Origin of the sequence: Ancrocorticia populi (genome assembly GCF_003123745.1) — a bacterium.
GTDB lineage: Bacteria > Actinomycetota > Actinomycetes > Actinomycetales > Actinomycetaceae > Ancrocorticia > Ancrocorticia populi.
Map to the genome: position 1 here is coordinate 154,198 of NZ_QETB01000006.1, position 22,205 is coordinate 176,402.

The following is a 22,205-nucleotide window of genomic DNA, read 5'->3' on the forward strand; positions in this document are numbered from 1 at the left end:
GCTGTGGAGAACTCAGAGGTCCTTGTTCACCTGTGCTAGCCACGCCTCACGGGCGGCCTTCGCGTCTTTGAGTTCCTTAATCTTCTTCGCGTTCCCAGATGCCTCGGCCGCGGCGATGTCATCGTCAAGATCTGCGATCAACTGCTCTAGCTGAGCCGCCATGCCATCGGAACGTTGCTTCTTCTGCGGATCCGTCTTGCGCCACTTCTCCGCCTCCGCGTTGCGGATGGCATCCTCAACCTTGCGCAGGCGGCCTTCGGTGCGGTTGAGTTCGGCACGGGGAACCATCCCGATTGCCTCCCAACGGTCCTGAATATCGTGAAGCTGCTCGCGTGCCTTCTCGAGGTCTTTGACGGGCAATAGTGCCTCGGCCTCTTCCACGAGCTTAAGCTTAGCGGCCAGATTCTCCTCGAATTCGGCATCCCGTTCGGCGAAATGGGCGTTGCGGGCATCGAAGAACACCTGCTGGGCGGCCCGGAACTGAGCCCACAGCTTGTCATCATCCTTGCGTGCCGTGTGCCCGGCCTGGCGCCACTCGTCCATGAGATCGCGGTACTGTCCGGCCGTGGCCCCCCAATCAGTGGAATCGGACAGCGCCTTAGCCCGCTCGATGAGCTTCTTCTTGCGCGTCACCACAGAGGCTCGCTCTGTGTCCAGTTCGGCGAAATGGGCGCGGCGGGTGCGCTCATACTTTGTGCGGGCTTTCGAGTAGCGCTGCCACAATTCATCTTCAGTGGTCCGTCCGATGCGTGGCCCGTTCTTCTGTGCGGCCTTCCACGATTCGAAGATCTGGGCGAACTCATCACGCGAATTGCGCCAGTGGATCTTCGCCGGATCTGTATCGGCAATCTCCTCGGCGCGTTCGATGAGTTTGGTTCGTTCCGTAATGGCCTGATCGCGTGCAGCTTCGCGTTCGGCCTGAATCTTGGTCGCAAGGGACTTGATCTTCTCTTTTACCGTGGCAACACGAGTGCGCAGCGCCTGAACATCACCAACAACGGCGGGTTCAACAAGCTGTTCTTCCAGAGACTTCACCGAGGCCCGGGATTCTTCTGGGCTGACATTATCCACACGAGATTCGAGGAGTGAAACCTGAGAGGCGAGGTCAAGGTATCTGCGTACATAGAGCCCCAGTGCATCTTCGGTACCGCCACCTGCGGCGTACTGGCCAACGATGCGTTCGCCTTCGTCCGAACGTAGCCAGACGTTGCCTCCAGAATCTACCCGGCCCCAAGCTGCAGCCGCTGAGGCCGCTGCCTGATCGAGGGGAGCCGGTGCAGGCGCAACATCCTTGGGCGCCGTTGGCCGCGGGCGCGGAATTGGGCGTGGCTTCGGCTTAGGGGTAGGAGTGGGTTCACTCATGTGGAGCTCCTCAGTGGAGACGGTGGTGATTCACCGTACGTGACAATCTTCGGGGCTAGTCTACGTTGTTTTGACGGGTTTGTGATGCGCCGTCGTCGTCCGTACTTTTTATAACGACGACGAAGCTTTCGTGGCAATTACTAAGCGGCGCGTATAGCGTAGTCGTATGATCTTCTTGCGCTACTCGAACACGTTCATTGAAGCCAACTGCTATATCCTCGCCGATGAAACTCAGCGGAAGGCTCTCGTAGTTGATCCAGGTGCAGGGGCGCGGGACTGGGTGAAGAACTCACTAGCTGCCCGGGATCTGCAGCTAAGCGCAGTTTTGTGCACCCACGGCCACGGCGATCATGTGTGGGACAGCGCGGCGGTAGCGGGGAAAATACCTGTCTATATTCCCGAACCTGATCTGTACCGACTGGAAAGCCCAGCCCAGTTCACCGGTTCTTTCTCCCAGTTGTTTGTGCAGTACTCCGGAAGTGAATGGGTGCGTCCGGATAACCCATTGGCTCTTCCGAAGGAGTTTTACGAGGCTGACGGCGCGGAGATCGTGCCAGGAATCAGCTTTGCGGCCATCGCCGCGCCCGGGCACTCGGAGGGATCGAGCGTCTTCACACTAGAGGGAAACATCGCGCCCGATCCAGAGGCTGCACCGGCGCCAGAAGGTTCCTTCGGTACGGCGCTCATGCTCAGTGGGGACGTACTTTTCCGCGACGGGGTGGGACGGACGGACCTGCCGGGAAGCGATCCCGAGGCCGCAAAGCGATCACTTCGGAACCTCGCGCAGGTGATTCCGCCAACAACAATTTTCTTCCCGGGGCACGGTCACAGCTCCACAATGGGTCGTGAACTGCGACGTTCTCCATTCCTCAAGCAGGCGCTGGCTTAGAGGCCGTTGCGTGTTGCCATGTGAGGCCACTAGGCAAAACGTGGAAGAATAGCGCCTATGAAGATTGCCCCTCTATCCGGTTTTCCGGAATGGTTGCCCGACGGACGCATCGTCGAGCAGAAGATCCTTGATACACTGCGAGCCACATTTGAGCTCCACGGCTTCTCTGGGATAGAAACCCGCGCCGCCGAACCTCTTGATCAGTTGTTGCGCAAGGGAGAGACCTCTAAGGAGGTTTACCTACTCAACCGTCTTCAGGGTGGGGACGCTCAGGATGCGGAACTGGGCCTGCATTTCGATCTCACTGTCCCCCTGGCACGCTATGTTTTGGAGAACAAGGGGCGGCTGGACTTCCCGTTTAAGCGGTATCAGATCCAAAAGGTGTGGCGAGGGGAGCGGCCTCAAGACGGGCGTTTCCGCGAGTTCGTTCAAGCCGATGTGGACGTAGTGGGTGCTGATACGCTTGCGTTCCATCACGAGATTGAGCTGCCCCTTGTGATGGTGGATGCGCTGTCCAAGCTACCCGTCCCGCGGGTAGTGGTACGGGCCTCCAACCGCAAGGTTGCACAAGGGTTTTACGAAGCGATCGGTATTGAGGACGTGGCGGAAACGCTGCGAATCGTTGACAAGTTGGACAAGGTGGGGCCAGCGGCCATCGCGGAGATGCTTGCGGATGGTGTTGGCGCGAACCAGCAACAGGCAGAACTTGCCCTTGCACTGGCCGATATCAGTGGCGCGGACGCGAGCGTTGCCGATCAGATTCGAGGGCTCGGGTACTCTTCGGAACTACTAGAAGAGGGACTTGAGGAGCTTGTCGGATTGATCGAGGGCGCGAACGAACTCATCCCGGGTTCCGTTGTGGCCGATCTAAGGATCGCTCGAGGGTTGGATTACTACACCGGATCAGTCTATGAATCCACCATGATCGGGCACGAAGATCTGGGTTCCGTGTGCTCCGGCGGACGTTACGATTCACTGGTGAGCGACGGCAAGAAGGCTTATCCGGGAGTAGGTTTGTCTATCGGGGTATCCCGGATAATCTCCCGGCTCATCAATCAGGGAATCGTTACCCCCAGCCGGAAGGTTCCCACCTGCGTGCTGGTGGCGGTGAATGACGAGGGAGAGCGGCGCCACGGCGAAAAAACGGCGATGGAGCTGCGCAAGCGTGGGATCTCCGCCGATGTGTCCCCGAACAGTGCGAAGTTTGGGAAGCAGATCCGATACGCCGATCGCCGCGGGATCCCGTATGTGTGGTTTGCCACCGAAGAGGGTGAACAGGTCAAAGACATTCGTTCGGGCGAACAGGTGAGCGCCGATCCCACTCTTTGGGAACCGCCCGCAGAAGATCTCTACCCGGAATTGATTGAGAACTGATGAAGCTGACGGTGCGCGAATCCGATCCAACTCCCGAGCTAGAGGCATTGCATGAGGCGTTGGGTCAGGTGCAGTTTCCAATCGCCACTTCGCATCGAGAAGACGGGCGTGAGGCAAGTGCGGACATCGTGCACCAGCTGGAGGATTACATACTTCCGCGTTTTGAGACTCTTGAGGCGCCGCTGCTGGGTGTTATCGGGGGTTCAACCGGTTCGGGCAAATCCCTCTTGGTGAACTCGCTTATCCGTGAGCATGTGGCTGAATCCAGCGCTATTCGCCCCACTACCCGGCGTCCACTCCTCGTGCATTCGCCAAAAGAGGCCGCCTGGTTCAACGATTCGCGAATTCTGCCGAATCTCAAGCGAATGGGGGCAAGCGCGCAGCCGAGCGGTGACCCGGGCAATGGAAGCGAACTTCAGCTTGCTGCGGCGGCGGGCGTTCCCAGCGGCGTGGCCCTATTAGATTCGCCAGATATTGATTCTGTAGTGGAGGATAACCGGCGGCTTGCGGGCCAGCTCCTTCAAGCGGCCGACCTGTGGATTTTTGTGACTACCGCGGCCCGGTACGGCGATGCAATACCGTGGGCGCTGCTCGATGAGGCAGCCAAACGCGATGTGGTGCTGGCTATTGTGCTGAACCGGGTGCCGGCGGGGGTTGGCATGCAGATTAGGCCGGATCTGTCGCTGCGGCTCGTGAGCCACGGGCTTGGTTCGGCGCCAATCTTCATGATCTCCGAGGCCGTGGACGAATCGGGGTTTATCCCCGAACAGGACGTGGCGCCACTGCGTCAATGGCTGGCCGGCCTGACCGAAGACAAGGTGTCACGCACTTCGGTGGCGCGCCAGAGTTTGGACGGGGCGGTGCGGGCACTCCTCGAGCGCAAGCCGCAGATCGTGGGGGCCCTTGGCCAGCAGGTTGACGCTAAATCGGCCATGGTCCATGACGTGGAGCACTCATTCTCTGCGGCAACTTCCGGGATGGATACCCTCCTAAACGACGGATCAGTGCTTCGAGGTGAGGTCCTACACCGATGGCAAGAGGTAGTAGGCACCGGTGAGTGGATGCGGAAGCTGGAAACGGGAGTTGCCTCAGTTCGCGATCGGATCTCCGGATGGTTCTCTGGGCGTCCACCCAAAGGGGACCATGTGGAAGACGCTGTCACGGATTCGCTTGTTGTGTTGCTTGTCTCTCAAGCCGAGCAGGCAATTTCGAGGCTGGAGGCCCAGTGGCTTGATCGGCCAGAATCCGTGAGCGTTTTGACGGCGGCTCAGATGAGCGTGCGATCCAGTGAAGAGCGCAACGAGGCTGCTCGTGAGCTGGTGGACCAGTGGCATGCGAGCCTCACCGATGCGATCACTAGCACTGGCAAGGAGAAGAAGGCCACCGCCCGCGTGCTTTCCGTTGGTGTCAACGTAGTGGGCGCAGCCCTTATGATCGTAATCTTCGCGTCAACTGCCGGGCTTACGGGTGGGGAAGTTGCGGTGGCCGGAGGAACCGCAGTTGTGGCGCAGAAGCTGTTGGAAGCCGTGTTCGGAGAAGATGCTGTGCGGCGGATGGCGGATAAGGCACGGACGGATTTGGAGCGGGCCGTGAGCGCGTTCTTCGCTCAAGAGTCTCAGCCATTCCGGGAGTGCCTTGACGTGTTGGAGGTTGATGAGGAAGCTCCGGCCACGGTTGAGGCTGCGTTCAAGAACCTAGAGAAGGCTTACGGGAGGACACTGCGGTGAGTACGCTGACGTTGCCCGAAGGGATTGTGTGTCTAGAGAACGCGCTTGGTGCGGCAAACGGGCACATTAACGATCATGTGGTGAATCAAGGTGAGGATCTCCTAGTGAAGGTCCGCGGCCGGAGGGCCGAAGGGACTGAGCACACCGTTGTGGCGTTTGCGGGCGCAACGGGTTCGGGAAAGTCTTCGATGCTGAACGCGGTTCTCGGTGAGAGTGTGGCGCCGGTTGCGGCCCGCCGCCCCACAACTTCCCAACCGCTTGCGGTCACAGGGGCTCCTGTTTCTGCACTTACGCGGTGGCTTGGAATCGAGGAAGTTGCAACAAGCGCGAGCCTGCCAGCTACTCCCGATTCCCAATTGGTTCTTGTGGATCTGCCAGATATCGATTCCACTGAATATGCTCACCGTGCCGTGGCTCAGAAGATACTTGCTCGCGCCGATCTCATCGTATGGGTTGCAGACCCGCAGAAGTATGCCGATTCGGTGTGGCACGATGATTACCTCGCGGCATTCTCACACCACAGCGCCGTCAGCCTCGTCGCTTTCAATCAGGTTGATCGGCTGGAAGCTCACGAGTTGCCGGCCGTTCTATCGCATCTTCGCGAGCTCTTTGCGCTAGAAGGCTTCGAAGCCAACATTATTCCCACATCGGCCACAACCGGGGCAGGAATCCGCGAGCTTCAGGAGGCTATCGGGAAGGCTCACGATTCAAAGCAGGTGGCCATGCGCCGTCTTGCGGCAGATCTGCAGTCTCAAGGTGAAGCGTTGATCACGGCGGTGGAATCTGAGGATGGCGTTGTCCGTGTACCGGATCAGCCAGCCCCTTTTTCCCAAGTCTCTGACGTGCTTCTGGAAGCGTCAGGCTCGAATCGGCTCGCTGATGCAGCAGCCACTTCGTATCGTCAACGCGGTAAACGCCGCGTTGGCTGGCTGGGTACCTCTTGGCTCACCCGCGGGGCGGACCCCCTTAAAGACAACGATTCTGTTTCCGAACGGCTTGTTCCCGAGGAACGGCAACTGGCGATCGCCCGAGCCAGTGTGCACCGCTATGCGTCTCGCAGTGCCGAGAATTTGCCGAGGCGGTGGCGTTACGACGTGGTAGGTGCTAGCGAGGAGCGGACGGATTCGATCGCCTGTGAGACCTCGTCGCTTGCTTCCAAGGCGGACCTTGGGCGGAAGGACCCTCTGTGGTGGGGGTTTGCAGCTGCCTTCCAGTGGCTTGCAGGACTCGTTGCCGTTGCCGGACTTGCTTGGCTGGTAGTGCTGTGGCTTACAGCCGCGTTTCACATCCAGTTTCCTGAACCGCCAGCGTTCGGGCCTATCGCGGTTCCGACAATGCTCCTTATTGGAGGGCTACTTGCCGGGATACTTGGTGCGATTGTAGGCAGATGGGTGTTGGCGAGGGGCGCTTCGCGAACCCGGTCCCGGGTTCATGGCGCCATAGGTCAACAGGTGACGGAAGCCGCCGAATCGGCTGTGGCCGTGCCGTTGCGTGAGGAGCTAGCTCAATACGGGCGGTTCGTGGAGGACGTTCAGAACCTCCGGAGGCTATAGATCTCACTCCCCGAGATTTGACGCACTCCCGGGGTGGTAGGCGGGTTGTGGCTTAGCCCACCGTGGACAGCCATGAGAGGTCATGCATGATTGCGTATAGTTATACACATGACGTTACGAGTAGCGGTTGCCGGAGCAACGGGTTATGCAGGTGGAGAGGCTCTGCGGCTGATCGCCGGGCACCCGGGTCTTGCCGTGAGCGCCCTATGCGCTGGCACAACACGCGGACCCATTGAGGATTACCAGCCACATCTGCGCTCGCTCGCCGGACTTCACGTCCAAGAGACGAACCCCGAGACTCTGGCGGATGCTGATATCGCGATCCTCGGCCTGCCACACGGTGCGTCGGCCGCGGTAAGCGCTCAGATCGCGGAACTCAACCCTGACTGTCTGATCGTGGACTTAGGCGCCGATCACCGTCTCATATCAGCCGAGGATTGGGAGGCCTATTACGGTACTCAGGCGGCCGAGCCGTGGACATATGGGATGCCCGAGCTTATTCGTCATACCGGCCCGACCCAGCGCGAGCTTCTGGCGGCAGCCACACACATCGCGGCTCCTGGGTGTAACGCCTCGGCCGTTACGTTTGCTTCTCAGCCGGCCATCGCGGCCGGGCTGGCTGACGGAACCGGCATCGTGGCCGCACTTGCCGTGGGTTACTCCGGTGCCGGAAAGGCACTGAAGCCTCATCTGCTGGCAAGCGAAGCACTTGGCAGCGCCGTGGCCTACGGGGTGGGCGGAACACACCGTCACATTCCCGAGATCGCGCAGAACTTGCAAGCTGCGGGAGCAACCACTCGTTCTCTCTCCTTCACCCCAGTACTAGTGCCGATGTCGCGGGGCATTCATGCAACAGTTTCCCTTCCTGTATCCGCCGGTACCACGCAAGAGCAGGTGTGGGAGGCATACTTGGCCGCCTACGCGAACGAACCTTTTATTTCGGTTACCTCTGCGCAGCCTGCCACGGCAAGCGTTGTGGGTGCCAACGGTGTGCTCGTGAGCCCCGTGCTGGATCGCGACGGTGAACGTATCACGGTCACGTGCGTGATCGACAATTTGGGCAAGGGCACGGCGGGTGCGGCAATCCAATCGATCAATTTGGCTCTGGGGATTCCTGAGACAACAGGCTTAACTATGAATGGAGTGGCGCCGTGAGCGTGACATCGCCTCTTGGGTTCACCGCAGCGGGGGTCGAGTGCGGATTGAAAGATAGCGGCGGGCGCGACTTCGCCGTCGTCGTTAATAATGGCCCTCACTATGTAGCTGCGGCCGCGACCACCGCGAACCGTGTGTATGCGGCTCCGGTCCAATGGACCCGCGAGGTGGTGGCGAATAGGACGCTGAAGGCGGTGGCGCTCAACTCCGGTGGCGCGAACGCATGTACGGGTGATGCCGGGTACGCCGATACTGTAGCGACCGCCCACCTAGTGGCTGCCGAACTTGGCGTTATCCCCGCCGATGTCGCGATCTGTTCCACAGGGCTGATCGGTGAACTCCTCGATATGGACGCGATTCGAGCTGGAGTCAGTTCTGCCTGTTCCAAGCTTTCTGACGATGGCGGAGAAGAAGCAGCCCTCGCGATCATGACCACTGATACCCGACCCAAGCAAGCTGTCTACTCCGGTGACTACTCGGTTGGCGGAATGGCGAAGGGCGCGGGGATGCTGGCGCCACAACTTGCCACCATGCTCGTGGTGATCACCACGGATGCGGTGCTTAATGAGGATGAGGCCGATGCGGCCCTCAAGGTGGCTATGGGCCAAACCCTTGACCGCATCGATTCGGACGGGTGCATGTCCACCAACGACACGGTGATTCTGTTGGCATCGGGCGCCTCCGGCGTTCATCCCTCACCCGAAGATTTTACGGAGCATCTCATCGAAGTGGCCCAATCCCTTGGCGAGCAGCTCATCGGGGATGCCGAGGGTGCTAGCCATGACATTGCGGTAAACGTCCACGGTGCTTCGTCCCAGAACGCCGGGCTTGCCGTGGCGCGCGCAGTGAGCAGGTCCAACCTGCTGAAGTGCGCGGTGTTCGGCGACGATCCAAACTGGGGCCGTGTCCTCTCATCGCTGGGCACAGTTCCTGAATCGGTAGCCCCTTTTGACGCAGGGTCGGTTGACGTAGCTATCAACGGCGTCACAGTGTGCCGCAACGGTGGCGTGGGCGATCCACGCGAGCTCGTGGATATGAGCCCGCGGCAGGTCAACATCGATATTGATTTGAAGGCCGGAGCAGAGAGCGTCCGGGTCCTTACCAACGATCTAACGTACGGCTACGTTGAAGAGAATTCGGCATATTCATCATGAGTGAGATTCTGACTAGGCTGGCAACGGCCCAGCATAAGGCTGAGGTTCTGGTAGAGGCCCTGCCATGGATACGTGAGTTTTCCGGCCAGACGTTCGTCATTAAGTACGGCGGCAACGCCATGGTGTCGGAGAATCTCAAAGCCGCCTTCGCGCAAGACATCGTGTTCCTTCATCACATGGGTATCAAGGTGGTGGTGGTGCACGGCGGCGGGCCGCAGATCAACGCCATGCTTCAACGGGTGGGAATTGAGTCCGAGTTCCGTGGCGGATTGCGCGTGACAACCCACGACGCGATGGACGTGGTGCGGATGGTCCTGACAGGAAAGGTCCAGCGCGAACTCGTGTCTCTCATCAACGAGGATGCCCCATATGCCGTGGGGCTTTCGGGTGAAGACGCGGGCATGCTTCGAGCGAAGCGTCGTAAGGCCATCGTAGACGGCGCCCCGGTGGATATCGGCCACGTGGGTGACGTGGTGGAAGTGGATCCAGTGGCCATCACTGATCTTCTGGATTCCAGACGGATTCCCGTGGTATCCACGGTGGCCATTGATGTGGCCTCTCCGCGCGAAGTCCTGAACGTCAATGCCGATACCGCAGCGAGCGCCATTGCTGCGGCGCTTGGGGCTCGCAAGCTCATCATGCTCACGGATGTTGAGGGGCTCTATCTGAACTGGCCAGACAAGTCCTCACTTGTGGATGAGATTTCCGCGGCCGATCTCCGCGCGCTTCTACCGACTCTTGATTCAGGGATGGCTCCCAAAATGGAAGCAGCGTTGAGGGCGGTGGACAGAGGCGTTGGTCAAGCGCACGTGATCGACGGGCGTATGGCCCACTCGATGCTGCTAGAAGTATTCACGGATTCGGGGATCGGCACACAGGTTACATGGGAAGGGAGTAAGGCATGAGCACGAATGAGACGATGATCAACCGCTACTCACGGGCTTTTATGAATACCTTCGGTCCGCCCCAACTCGCGCTGGTTCGCGGTGAGGGCACGTACGTGTGGGATCTGGACGGGCGGCGCTACCTCGACCTGCTCGGCGGAATTGCCGTAAACGCACTTGGCCACGCTCATCCTGCCCTCGTGGCGGCCGCTACCAATCAGGTGGGCACCCTCGGCCACATCTCCAACTTCTTCACCAGCCCCGCCCAGGTAGAGCTGGGGGAGAAGATTCAAGATGTATTTACTCAGTCTGGATACGCTGAACCAGCCAAGGTATTCCTCACGAACTCCGGGACCGAAGCCATCGAGGCAGCGCTGAAACTCACGCGCCTACACAAGCCCGAGGGCCGCGTCTTGGCCCTCTCACACTCCTTCCACGGACGTACTTTTGGCGCGCTGACTCTCACGGATAAGCCAGCCATTAAGGATCAGTTCGCGCCTCTGGCCGGCTCAGTGGAGTTCGTGGAGCCGAGCCCCGAGGCCCTAGACGCAGCATTCGCGCCCGGCAACGTGGCGGCCATCTTTATGGAGCCGATCCAAGGGGAAGTTGGCGTGATGCCACTTCCGGCCGGCCTGCTTGCCCACGCCCGCCGGCTATGTGATGACGCTGGTGCCCTCCTTGTGATCGATGAGATCCAGACGGGCGTGGGGCGTACCGGTCAGTGGCTTGCCTCGGCGGGCGTTCAGGCGGACGTAGTGACGTTAGCTAAGGGTTTGGGCGGCGGCTTCCCGATTGGGGCCTGCGTAGGTGTGGGCGCTACCGGTGAGCTTTTCACACCGGGCAGCCACGGCTCCACGTTCGCGGGGAATCCTGTGGCGAGCGCTGTTGCCCTGGCAACCCTCACGGAAGTTGAGGGCTTGCTCGGCCATGTTGGGACCATCGGAGACTGGCTTATTTCCGAGCTATCGGCCGCAGGGTATTCGGTGCGTGGCGAAGGCCTTCTGATCGGGATCGCCGTGAGCGACGGCCCTGCCATACGCGATCGCCTCCTTGAGCAGGGAATTATCGTGAACGCGCCCAACCCCACCACGATTCGGCTGGCGCCCCCGCTTATCATCACAAAGGCTGATCTGGCCCCATTCGTCACCATCATGGCCGAATACGCCAGAGAGTTTCAGGAGTCCTAATGGCAGAAGCATTTATTCCAGGAACCCGTTCGGCGCGCCAAGCGCTCATCGCCCAGATCCTAGTCAAAGAGAAGATTGGCTCGCAGGCTGGCCTTCAAAAGCGCCTTCGCGAGGAAGGTATCTCGGTTACGCAGGCCACCCTCTCACGCGACCTCGATGAGATGAGCGCAGTGAAGGTGAAGGATGCCGGGGGCAGACAGCATTATCGCGTGCCAGAACCCGAAGAGGTACAGGCAGCCACACAGGGTGCGCGCGTCCAGCTTGCCCGCTGGGCCGCGGAGGTTCTCATCAGCGTCCAGCAAGCCCGTAATCAACTGATTCTGCGAACACCGCCGGGCGCTGCACAGCTTCTAGCGTCCGGCCTTGACCGAGCACTGCTCGACGATGTTCTCGGATGCATCGCGGGTGACGATACGGTCCTCGTAATCACAGCTAGCGATGAAGCCGCTACAAAACTTCGAGAAGACCTTCTCGATCTCAGATAGTCGAATAAGTAAGAATCTCACAACGCATGAACGCGTGAGCGTGAGAGCGGAATAGCAGAGTAGGAAGTAACAATGCCACAGCATAAAGATCGCGTAGTCCTCGCATACTCCGGCGGGCTGGACACCTCGGTGGCCATCGGCTGGATCGGCGAGCAGACCGGGATGGAAGTAGTGACCGTGGCCGTGGATCTTGGCCAGGGCGGCGAAGATCTGGAGACCGTACGCCAGCGCGCCCTCGACTGTGGTGCGGTAGAAGCCTACGTGGCTGACGCCCGCGATGAATTCGCCAGTGAGTACTGCATGCCCCAGCTCCAGTCCGGCGGCCTGTATATGGACGCATATCCGCTGATTTCGGCGATTTCGCGTCCCGCCATCGTCAAGCACCTCGTGACCGCGGCCCGCGAGTTCGGCGCCACGGTTGTGGCCCACGGCTGCACCGGCAAGGGCAACGATCAGGTCCGATTCGAAAACGGCATCACCTCGCTGGCGCCGGACCTCAAGTGTCTGGCCCCGGTGCGCGACCTCGCGATGACCCGCGAGTTCTCCATTAACTATGCCAACAAGCACAATCTCCCCATCGAGACCACACACCACAACCCCTTCTCCATCGATCAGAACGTGTGGGGCCGCGCGATCGAAACCGGCTTCCTTGAGGACATCTGGAACGGCCCCACCAAGGACGTCTACAACTACACCGATGATCCCACCTACCCGCCTCTTCCCGATGAAGTAGTGATCACCTTCGAAAAGGGTATTCCCGTGGCGATCGATGGCAATGCCGTGAGCCCGCTTCAGGCCATTCAGGAAATGAACCGCCGCGCCGGCGCGCAGGGCATCGGCCGCATCGACATCGTTGAGGATCGCCTCGTGGGCATCAAGTCCCGCGAGATCTACGAGGCACCGGGCGCGATGGCCCTCCACGTTGCTCACAAGGAGCTGGAGAACGTGACGCTGGATCGCGAGCAGGCACGCTTCAAGCGCACGGTCTCTGATCGCTGGAGCGACCTAGTCTACGAAGGCCAGTGGTTCTCCCCGCTGAAGCGCTCGCTCGATTGCTTCATCCGCGATACTCAGGAGTACGTCTCCGGTGATATCCGCATGGTGATGCACGGTGGCCGCGCAACCGTGACGGGCCGCCGGTCTGAGAGCTCGCTGTACGATTTCAACCTCGCCACATACGACGAGGGCGATTCCTACAACCAGTCCAACGCCAAGGGGTTTATCGAGATCTTCGGCCTCACGTCCCAGCTTGCCGCCGCGCGCGACGTCAAGTTTGGCAAGGGCGAGGCGATGGGCAAGTCCAAGCTCGGCTGAGTCTCTAATCGGCCTTTTCTATAACAACAACGGGACCTTTCGTACGTACGGAAGGTCCCGTTGTTGTTCCTCAGTTGCGAGTTCGCGAGACGTGCCAGTACCGGAGAGCAACCAGTGCCGCACATCCCACACAGACGGCCACAACCACGAGGCTGGAGCCGAAGCCTTGGAACCAGTGAGCGGCTTCCTCGCCATCTGAATTGGCCGCAAAGAAGACACCTGTGATCATCGCGTTGCCGATGGCAGTAGCCGTGCGTTGAACTGTTTGGAGAACACCGCCGGCGGCGCCCCCGTGGCTCGGCGGCACATCGAGCATGCCCTGAGTCTGGTTCGCCGCTCCCATCGACCCGGCTCCTATCCCGAACGGGATGAGCACGAGGGACATAACCCATAGGGGCCAATCGGCGTGCGTCATGCCCCATGCAACGAGGATCACGAGCAGCGTGGTGGCGAACATGGTTGAAAGGGCAAAGATCTGAATCTGCTTTCCATGGTCAAGCGCGTGCCGTCCGGACCAGACTGCCATGAAGCCGGATGCGATTGCGTTGGGCAGGCCCACGAGCCCCACCCAGAAGGCAGAAACGCCCAATCCCTGCTGGAGGAACATCGCGAGAACAACGAAAAGTGAGGACGAACCGAGGAACTGCAGGCCAGAGATGGCGGTGCAGTATCCGAATGACCGGGTGCGGAAGAGGTTGATGGAGACCATCGGCTCCTTGCCGCGCAGTTCGTACTTCTGCTCCCAGATCACCCACGCAGTGACGAGCACCGCGCCCGCAATGAGCAGGAACCAGCGCCACGAGGCATCATTCATGAACGGGACCATGATGCACAGGACGGCAAGAACCAGCAGCAGCATCCCGACAGGATCAATGTCCAGGTGCTGGCGAGTTTTTTGATGTGTAAAGGGCAGGTAGCGCCAAGATGCGAGCATAGCGATCAGGGCAATGGGTACGTTGAGGAAGAAGGTTACGCGCCAGCCGGGGTCTGGGCTAAACAAGTTGACCATACTGCCCGAGAGCACGGGGCCCACCGCCACCGACATTGAGACCACGAGGCCCATCAGACCGAAGGCTTTGGCACGCGCCTTCCCCTGAAAGTACTGGAGGATCATTCCTGTGACTTGAGGCGAGTATATGCCAGCGCCGAAGCCCTGAATCACTCGCATGATGTTGAGAACGATGGGGGTGGTGGCCATTCCGCATCCCAGCGATGCTGTTGCGAAGAGTCCCAGACCCAGCACAAACATTCCTGAACGTCCGGCCAGATCGCCCATGCGTCCCGCGGGAACCAGCATGACACCGATTGCGAGTGTAAACCCAGAGAGGATCCACTGGGTGGACGAATCACTCGTGTCCAGCGCCAAATGGATGGACGGCAAGAGGTTATTCACGGAGCTCACTTGGAGCAGGGACATCATGAGCGAAATCAGTAAAACCGCAAGAATAATGTTTCGGTCATACTTCCGGTCGCTCCCCGGAACAGAGAAAAATCGAGTGTTCATCGCTTCCTTTCTCAAGGAGTCTAGCCGAGCACCAAATAAGCGGCCATGATGGGTGGGACAATGGGTCCATGCAGCCAATAAACAGCACAATTGAAACTCAGTTCAATCATCGGACAATCCGCGAGTTCACCGGGGAGCCAATCGCCGCCGATACCTTTAGTCAGCTCATGGAGGTGGCACGGGTCACCGCGAGCTCTCGTGGCCTCCAGCAGGTCTCCATCATCCGAATTACCGATCAGGCCATCAAGGATGAGATGGCGGAGATTGCCACGCAACCCTATATGGCGCGAGCAACCGAACTTTTGGTCCTCGTAGCCGATACCCACCGCTCCCAACAGATCGCTAAGGAGCAGGGCGTGGACGAGCCCTTCGGCGGTTCCATGAACTGTTTCATGGAGGCCGTCACTGATGCGGCCCTCACCGCGCAGAACATCGTGGTTGCTGCAGAATCTCTGGGACTTGGCACGAACTACTTTGGCAACGTGCTCAATGATGTTGAGCGTGTGATCGAACTACTGGGACTGCCTGAATTAACCTTCCCGGTAGTAGGGCTGTCACTCGGATACCCCGCCCAATCACCCCAGCTCAAGCCGCGCATGGATATGAGCCTGCGCGTCATGGAGAACGGCTACCGGGAACCCGAATCGTGGACGGCCGCGCTTTCTGACTACGACCAAATAATGAGAACCTATTATGATCTGCGCGAGGGTGGGCAGCCGTCCGACACATTCACCAAGCAGACCGCGGATAAGCTTCGCGTCGAAAACCCCAAGCGAACATACATGATGAGGGTTGCTCAGGCTCAGGGCTTCAACTTCGCACTCGAGTGACTTTGCTGGCCCAACCGCACCTGCTGTGACCTAAGGACTGCCCGAGTTATAGGGCAAAAGGTTAGAGTTTTCGGGTTACCGAAAATCTGCGGAGGGGATTCTTATGAACTCGGTTGGGTTTGCCTTTCTTCTGACTCTGCTGGCGGGATTATCAACCGGCATTGGATCAGTCATCGCGTTCTTTTCACGCCACCAAAACCCGAGATACCTCTCCGTGCTTCTGGGATTTTCGGCGGGCGTCATGATCTACGTGTCGATGATGGAACTCTTTCCTCAGGCCCAAGAGGCGCTGACCGCCGATCTCGGGCAGAAAACGGGAGCGTGGGCAACGGCTGCCTCCTTCTTTGGCGGGATCGCAGTGATCGCCATCATCGACAAGCTTGTCCCATCCGAGGCCAACCCACATGAATTTGCAAACGCGACTGGACTCGATACTGATGCCCAACACAAGCTCTACAGGATGGGGCTCTTCACCGCTGTTGCGATAGCGATCCACAACTTCCCCGAAGGCTTTGCCACCTTTATCTCCGGCCTTCAAGCGCCCGAAGTGGCGATCCCCATCGCTGTGGCCATTGCGCTCCACAACATCCCCGAAGGGATTGCCGTCTCAGCTCCCATCTACTATGCAACTCAGAGCCGCAAGAAAGCTTTCTGGCTCTCCTTCGGGTCCGGGCTGGCCGAGCCGCTTGGAGCTGTGATCGGCTACCTGATCCTGCGCTCGTTCCTCAGCGATACAGTATTCGGCATCGCATTTGCGGGGGTGGCCGGCATCATGGTGTACATCTCGTTAGACGAGCTCCTGCCATCGGCGGAAGAATACGGCGAACACCATTTCGCCATCGGCGGCCTTATCGCGGGAATGGCCGTGATGGCACTTTCGCTACTCCTTCTGATGTGAGCTCAGGCCCCAGCAAGCATGGCAACCATGACGGCCTTGATCGTATGCATTCGGTTTTCGGCCTGATCGAACACCACTGAGGCCGGGGAGGAGAACACTTCCTCGGTCACTTCGAGAGCGTCCATGCCCGTTGCCTCGTACACCTGCCTGCCCACCGCCGTCTCCAGATCGTGAAAAGCCGGCAGGCAATGCATGAAGATCGCGTCAGGATTCCCGGTCTGTGCCATGACCTGCGCGTTGACCTGATAATCGGCCAGATCGGCAACTCTCTGATTCCATACCTCCTTGGGCTCGCCCATGGAAACCCACACGTCCGTGGAAATCACATCCGCGCCCGCAACACCGGTCGCCACATCGTCCGTGATGGTGATACGAGCGCCCGTCTCTTGAGCGAACTGCCGAGCGATAGCGATCGCCTCGGCATCTGGCTGGTAGGCCACCGGTGCCACGATGCGCACGTCCATGCCAAGCATGGCGGAGGATACGAGGAGGGAGCGCCCCGTGTTGAAGCGCCCATCTCCGAGGTAGGCGTGAACCACCTGATCAAACGGCTTGCCGGTATGCTCGCGGATGGTGAGGGCATCGGCGAGCATCTGGGTGGGGTGCCAATCGTCCGTGAGACCGTTGAACACCGGCACTCCCGAGAACTTAGCCAGAGCCTCTACGTCAGCCTGCCGATCCCCACGAAACTCGATACCGTCGTAAAAGCGCCCGAGGACACGCGCTGTGTCCGCTACGGACTCCTTATGCCCGATCTGGGAACTGACCGGATCGAGGTACGTGGTGTGGGCACCTTGCTGAAAAGCCGCAACCTCGAAAGCACACCGTGTACGGGTAGAGGTCTTTTCAAAGATGAGACCGATCGATTTTCCCAGAAGCCGCTGGCGTTCGTGTCCCTCCTTCGTCTCCTTCTTGAGGGAGGTAGCTAGCTCGATGAGTCCCAGCCACTCGGCTGGCGTGAAGTCAGATTCTTTGAGAAAGGAGCGTCCGCGTAAATTCATGGACCAATCTTAGCCGGACCGCTCCGTGACCAGGCCATTACCCAATTAGGTTCGAGACGCCGCTGCCAAACCGTCTACGATGGAGCGCATGAGTGAAAGCATCGCATTGTGGGGAGGCCGCTTCGCAGGCGGCCCTGCCGACGCCCTAACCGAGCTGTCCCGATCCACCCAATTCGATTGGCGCTTGGCGAAGTATGACATCGCCGGATCTCGTGCCCACGCCCGTGGCCTAGCTAAGGCTGGCCTGCTGACGAATGAGGAATTGGACGGCATGCTCGATGCCCTAACGCGCTTGGACGGCGATGTGGCTTCGGGTACCTTCGTGCCGGGCCCGGGGGACGAGGACGTTCACACGGCCTTAGAACGTGGACTGCTGGAACGCGCGGGCGATCATCTGGGAGGCAAGCTACGTGCGGGCCGCTCCCGCAACGATCAGATCGCCACCCTCATCCGGATGTACCTGCGTGATGAGGCTCGAATCATTGGCGGCAAGCTCCTCGACGTGGTGGCAGCGCTGGTTGATCAAGCTGCTGCAGCGGGGGACTCGGTCATGCCTGGCCGCACACATATGCAGCACGCCCAGCCTGTGTTGGTGGCCCACCAGCTTCTAGCCCACGCGTGGCCGATGCTGCGCGATATCGATCGTCTCATTGACTGGGACAAGCGGGCATCCCTGAGCCCCTATGGCTCTGGTGCACTAGCCGGCAATACGTTGAATATGGACCCGCAGGCGATCGCAGGCGATCTTGGCTTCGCCGGCGTTACTGAGAATTCGATTGATGGAACCGCCGCCCGTGACACCACCGCCGAATTCTCTTTCATCATGGCCCAGATCGGCATCGACCTCTCACGTATCAGCGAGGAGATAATTATCTGGAACACCAAGGAGTTTGGCTACCTCATGCTGGACGATTCCTTCTCCACCGGTTCCTCAATCATGCCGCAGAAGAAGAATCCCGATATTGCAGAGCTAGCGCGTGGCAAGGCCGGACGTGTTATCGGCGATCTGACGGGTCTACTGGCCACTCTGAAGGGCCTCCCGCTCGCCTACGATCGGGATTTGCAGGAAGATAAGGAGCCGGTTTTCGATCAGATCGATACGTTCGATGTGTTGTTGCCTGCCGTTTCCGGCATGATCGCCACGATGAGGTTGGACTACGGCCGGATGGCCGAGCTGGCGCCCCAAGGCTTTTCCTTAGCCACCGATATTGCCGAGTGGCTGGTTCGCCAAGGAGTCCCGTTCCGTGAGGCTCACGAGATCTCAGGTTCGTGTGTGCGCACGTGCGAGGACAGAGGGATCGAGCTTTGGGATTTGGCCGACGACGACTTAGCCGCCATCGATCCCCGCCTCACCCCAGATGTGCATGAGATCCTTTCGGTTGAGGGCTCGGTCAACGCGCGTAGTGGGGCTGGTGGAACCGCGCCGGCCCGAGTCCACGAACAATTGGTGGGTGCCCGTGAGTCGCTTCACCGCTATCGCGAATTCACTGACTCGAGAATTGAGGCACGCCAGTAATCATGGCACTCGAGCTCAATTCGAGTCCTTTGGAGGTGGCCCCTCAGCTTCTTGGTGCCACCGTCCGTGCTAACGGTGTGAGTATACGGATCACAGAAGTGGAGGCTTATTTGGGCGCCGCCGATCCGGCTTCTCACGCATTCAAAGGCGAAACAGCCAGAAACGGCACCATGTTCGGCGCTCCCGGCGCTATATACGTGTATTTCACCTACGGCATGCACTACTGCATGAACATCGTGTGTTGGCCTGCGGGCCGGGCTGGGGGCTGCTTGGTACGCGCCGGTGAGGTGATCGAGGGAGAAGAGCTGGCCCGTGAGCGAAGGCCTGCTGTGGTACGGTCGCGCGACTTGGCGAGAGGGCCAGCCAACCTTACCCGGTGTTTGGCGATCAACCGCGAGTGGGATGGCGCGGCGCTCTGCGTTGACGGAGTGAGATTGAAGGATGGGGAAGAATTCGTCGTCGTTAATACTCACGAACCGGAACCCCTGATCCAAACTGGGCCGAGGGTCGGGGTCTCGGGGATCGGAGGCGACGGCCAGCTGTACCCGTGGCGCTTCTGGATCCCGGGGGATCCCACGGTCTCCGCGTACAAGCGAGGCGGTGGCTCGCGAACGAAACACGGACAGGCCACGAAGGTGACTGCACGTGATCAGAGGCTGAATCCGCAGTGAGGGCTTTTCTCTTCTTGGTGAATCCTGGTCTGCATTACAACCCGTATCCGGACTGGGAGCGTTGGCTCCCACGCGCGGAAGCGGGCAAAACCATACGCGTGGAATGGAATACCGGGACGCGGCGCCGGGGGATGACGCCCGGGGACCTCGCGGTCATGGTCAAGGTTGGTTGGCATCCCAAGGGAACAATCGCGCTGGGACGTATTGCGTCGGACATCTGGGTTGGGCCGCACTGGAATCCGGAGGCGAAACGGCCCGAAACCGGCTTCGTGGATCTGGACCTAACTACGCTGTTGCCGCTAGACGATCCGTTTCCGCTGGCGAACCTCAAGCTTCTAGATCCCAGCGTTCGGTGGACCCCTCGAATGTGTGGGACGGAAATACCCGTGACCACAGCGCAGAATTTGGCGGAAATCGTTGGCGCGGGCGATGATTAAGACTGCCGGGCACAACGTGGACACGAGTGGAATCGTGCGCAGTGTGCCGGGCACACTAGACCCTGTGCTCGAAAGCCGGGCACAGCCAGAGAAAGGCAAAGAACGTGACTGACGTCCTCGACGAACTCCAGTGGCGCGGGCTCATCGCCCAGCACACAGATATTGACGCACTGCGCAGTGCGCTGAGCGAGGGACCTCTCACGTTCTATTGTGGCTTCGATCCCACCGCTCCGTCCTTGCACCACGGCCACCTGGTTGCAGTGAAGCTCATGCGCCACCTTCAGCTTGCCGGGCACCACCCGCTCGCACTTGTGGGTGGAGCCACGGGCCTTATCGGTGATCCACGGCCAGTTGGCGAACGCACGATGAACTCCAAGGATGTCGTGGGCGAGTGGGCCAATAGCCTCAAGGGACAACTGGAGAATCTGCTCGATTTCGAGGGGCAGAACCCGGCACGAATCGTCAATAATCTCGATTGGACGAGCGAGCTCAGTGCCATCGATCTTCTACGTGACCTTGGCAAGCACTTCCGCATGGGGACCATGCTGTCCAAGGACATCGTGGCGAGGCGCCTCGAATCCGAGGACGGCATCTCCTACACCGAATTTAGCTACCAGATACTTCAGGCCAATGATTACCTTGAGCTATTCCGGCGTTACGGCTGCACACTCGAGGTGGGCGGTAACGACCAATGGGGCAACCTCGTGGGCGGCATGGACCTCATCCGCAAGATCGAGGGGCAGAGCGTTCACGTGCTGACCAACCCGCTGATCACCAAAGCCGACGGAAGCAAGTTCGGTAAGTCCGAAGGCGGGGCCATTTGGCTTAACCCCGAAATGCTCTCTCCCTACAAGTTCTACCAGTTCTGGCTGAACACAGCTGACGAGGATGTTATCCGCATGCTCAAGGTGTTCACCTTCCGTTCGCGAGAGGAGATCGAGGAGCTCGAGCAACAGAGCATCGAACGCCCGCAAGCGCGTGAAGCTCAGCGGGTACTTGCTTCAGACGTGACCAGTTGGGTTCACGGCGAGCAGGCCACAGAACGAGTTATTCAGGCTTCGCGGGCATTGTTCGGCGGTGAAGACTTGGGCGATCTAGATGGTGCGACGCTTCGGGATGCCGTGGACGAGCTGCCGAGTGCCGAGGCAGCTGTTGGGACGCCTCTCGTAGAGCTCTTCGTACGTGCAGGCCTCGAAAAGGGTATCGGTGCTGCGCGCCGGACTGCGTCCTCAGGCGGCCTCAACATCAACAACGCCAAGGTCACAGATGCCGCCGGCGTTCTTGATGGCACCGACGTGCTTCCCGGGGGCATTGTCCTGCTCCGCAAGGGCAAGAAGAACCTCGCAGTTGTGCGCGTGAAGGAGTAAACCTCAGCTTCCTATACAACAAGAGGGCTGGCCAGAGTTTTCTGGCCAGCCCTCTTCGTATGCTGCATAGAGCCCAGCACCAGGGACGGAGTTCGTCAATGTGATGTCGAATCGTGTGCGTGTTTTTGGTGTGGTTGTTGGGTTTTGTGGGGGTGTGAGGTGGTTCATGGGGTTGTGGTTTGTGTTGGGGTGGGTGGGGTGGGTATTGTTTTTGCTTGTCGCCGGGACATGGTTCGGGCCGGCAGGGCAAGGGTTTTGGTCTTGTGTTTGTTGGGTTTGGCTGGGTTGTTGGTGGTTGTGGGGCCGGTTGGTTCCTGCTGGTTGTGTGACTAGAGGCTCGTGTTTGTGGGTTTGTGGTTTGCGGGCTGGTGGGGTAGGCTTGGTTCTCGCTCCTTCTTGTGATTGACTGGTTTTTTCTGGTTGGTTGTGGGGTGTGGGTGTGGTGGTTGAGTGTCTAATAGTGTGTCGAGTGTGAAAATGCTAGACGGTTTGTGTCTGGCTCACGACAAGCAACTTTTCCTGATTTTTTGATGGTTGGGTGTTTGTGGTGTGGCTGCCTGTGAGGGTGGTTGCTCAACGGTTGTTGGGTGTGCCGGGTTGAGTCTCGGTTGTGCATGATGTGATGTCTTTGTTGATGTTGTGTTGTGTTTTTTTAGAGTCATGTTGAATGTTCTCTTCATTTTTTTGTGGAGAGTTTGATCCTGGCTCAGGACGAACGCTGGCGGCGTGCTTAACACATGCAAGTCGAACGATGAAGCTCCAGCTTGCTGGGGTGGATGAGTGGCGAACGGGTGAGTAATGCGTGAGTGACCTGCCCCCTTCTTCGGGATAAGCCTTGGAAACGGGGTCTAATACCGGATATTCCCATCACGGGGCATCTTGTGGTGGGGAAAGTTT

The 22,205-nt window shown here is 59.4% G+C and carries 19 protein-coding genes and 1 rRNA gene; 17 read left to right on the plus strand and 3 right to left on the minus strand.

Going from position 1 to position 22,205, the window contains the following annotated elements; all coding sequences use genetic code 11:
• Positions 1-12 precede the first annotated feature (12 nt).
• A complete protein-coding gene (locus DD236_RS11260) occupies positions 13-1,362 on the minus strand; it encodes a DUF349 domain-containing protein (protein WP_109094493.1) in 1,350 nt (449 codons plus the stop codon).
• A gap of 166 nt (positions 1,363-1,528) precedes the next feature.
• Here DD236_RS11260 and DD236_RS11265 point away from each other — a divergent pair, with 166 nt between their 5' ends.
• The 10 genes from DD236_RS11265 (at position 1,529) to DD236_RS11310 (ending at position 13,084) form a co-directional block, all read left to right on the plus strand.
• Complete coding sequence (locus DD236_RS11265) at positions 1,529-2,251, plus strand: MBL fold metallo-hydrolase (RefSeq protein WP_109094494.1); 723 nt, start codon at positions 1,529-1,531, stop codon at positions 2,249-2,251.
• A 57-nt stretch (positions 2,252-2,308) separates the two neighbouring features.
• A complete protein-coding gene (gene hisS / locus DD236_RS11270; protein WP_109094495.1) occupies positions 2,309-3,625 on the plus strand; it encodes a histidine--tRNA ligase in 1,317 nt (438 codons plus the stop codon).
• Complete coding sequence (locus tag DD236_RS11275; protein ID WP_109094496.1) at positions 3,625-5,352, plus strand: GTPase family protein; 1,728 nt, start codon at positions 3,625-3,627, stop codon at positions 5,350-5,352. Before hisS ends, DD236_RS11275 begins: the two co-directional genes overlap by 1 nt.
• Entirely contained in the window at positions 5,349-6,905 is a 1,557-nt protein-coding gene (locus DD236_RS11280) for a GTPase (protein WP_109094497.1), read from the plus strand. The genes DD236_RS11275 and DD236_RS11280 overlap by 4 nt, the downstream gene beginning before the upstream one ends.
• 108 nt (positions 6,906-7,013) lie before the next feature.
• Positions 7,014-8,060, plus strand: a complete 1,047-nt coding sequence (gene argC / locus DD236_RS11285; protein ID WP_109094498.1) for an N-acetyl-gamma-glutamyl-phosphate reductase — start codon at positions 7,014-7,016, stop codon at positions 8,058-8,060.
• Entirely contained in the window at positions 8,057-9,214 is a 1,158-nt protein-coding gene (gene argJ, locus DD236_RS11290) for a bifunctional glutamate N-acetyltransferase/amino-acid acetyltransferase ArgJ (RefSeq protein ID WP_109094499.1), read from the plus strand. Before argC ends, argJ begins: the two co-directional genes overlap by 4 nt.
• Positions 9,211-10,119 carry an acetylglutamate kinase gene (gene argB / locus DD236_RS11295; RefSeq protein ID WP_109094500.1) on the plus strand — a complete coding sequence of 303 codons (909 nt, stop codon included), beginning with the start codon at positions 9,211-9,213 and terminating at the stop codon, positions 10,117-10,119. Before argJ ends, argB begins: the two co-directional genes overlap by 4 nt.
• Entirely contained in the window at positions 10,116-11,285 is a 1,170-nt protein-coding gene (locus DD236_RS11300) for an acetylornithine transaminase (protein WP_109094501.1), read from the plus strand. Before argB ends, DD236_RS11300 begins: the two co-directional genes overlap by 4 nt.
• Positions 11,285-11,770, plus strand: a complete 486-nt coding sequence (gene argR, locus DD236_RS11305) for an arginine repressor (protein WP_109094502.1) — start codon at positions 11,285-11,287, stop codon at positions 11,768-11,770. The genes DD236_RS11300 and argR overlap by 1 nt, the downstream gene beginning before the upstream one ends.
• 72 nt (positions 11,771-11,842) lie before the next feature.
• Entirely contained in the window at positions 11,843-13,084 is a 1,242-nt protein-coding gene (locus DD236_RS11310) for an argininosuccinate synthase (protein WP_109094503.1), read from the plus strand.
• 70 nt (positions 13,085-13,154) lie between these two features.
• On the opposite strand, the gene DD236_RS11315 is transcribed toward DD236_RS11310, so the two are convergent.
• Complete coding sequence (locus DD236_RS11315) at positions 13,155-14,588, minus strand: MFS transporter (RefSeq protein ID WP_109094504.1); 1,434 nt, start codon at positions 14,586-14,588, stop codon at positions 13,155-13,157.
• Positions 14,589-14,656: 68 nt separating this feature from the next.
• On the opposite strand from DD236_RS11315, the gene DD236_RS11320 reads away from it, so the two are divergent.
• Both DD236_RS11320 and zupT read left to right on the plus strand, forming a co-directional pair.
• On the plus strand, positions 14,657-15,418 hold the full coding sequence (locus DD236_RS11320; RefSeq protein WP_109094505.1) for an NADPH-dependent oxidoreductase: 762 nt from the start codon (positions 14,657-14,659) through the stop codon (positions 15,416-15,418).
• A 103-nt stretch (positions 15,419-15,521) separates the two neighbouring features.
• Complete coding sequence (gene zupT, locus DD236_RS11325) at positions 15,522-16,316, plus strand: zinc transporter ZupT (RefSeq protein ID WP_109094506.1); 795 nt, start codon at positions 15,522-15,524, stop codon at positions 16,314-16,316.
• Positions 16,317-16,318: 2 nt separating this feature from the next.
• Here the strand turns inward: zupT and argF are convergent, their stop codons facing one another.
• On the minus strand, positions 16,319-17,317 hold the full coding sequence (gene argF / locus DD236_RS11330) for an ornithine carbamoyltransferase (RefSeq protein ID WP_109094507.1): 999 nt from the start codon (positions 17,315-17,317) through the stop codon (positions 16,319-16,321).
• Positions 17,318-17,405: 88 nt separating this feature from the next.
• On the opposite strand from argF, the gene argH reads away from it, so the two are divergent.
• The 5 genes from argH to DD236_RS11355 form a co-directional block, all read left to right on the plus strand.
• The gene (gene argH / locus DD236_RS11335; RefSeq protein WP_243410301.1) at positions 17,406-18,833 is read left to right on the plus strand and encodes an argininosuccinate lyase; all 1,428 of its coding nucleotides are present in this window, start codon (positions 17,406-17,408) and stop codon (positions 18,831-18,833) included.
• 2 nt (positions 18,834-18,835) lie between these two features.
• Entirely contained in the window at positions 18,836-19,504 is a 669-nt protein-coding gene (locus DD236_RS11340) for a DNA-3-methyladenine glycosylase (RefSeq protein WP_109094509.1), read from the plus strand.
• Positions 19,501-19,941, plus strand: coding sequence for a hypothetical protein (locus DD236_RS11345; protein ID WP_165819909.1), 441 nt, complete (start codon positions 19,501-19,503; stop codon positions 19,939-19,941). Before DD236_RS11340 ends, DD236_RS11345 begins: the two co-directional genes overlap by 4 nt.
• A 104-nt stretch (positions 19,942-20,045) precedes the next feature.
• Positions 20,046-21,308, plus strand: coding sequence for a tyrosine--tRNA ligase (gene tyrS / locus DD236_RS11350; protein WP_109094511.1), 1,263 nt, complete (start codon positions 20,046-20,048; stop codon positions 21,306-21,308).
• A gap of 683 nt (positions 21,309-21,991) precedes the next feature.
• Positions 21,992-22,205: ribosomal RNA gene (locus tag DD236_RS11355) — 16S ribosomal RNA — on the plus strand; the annotation flags it as partial.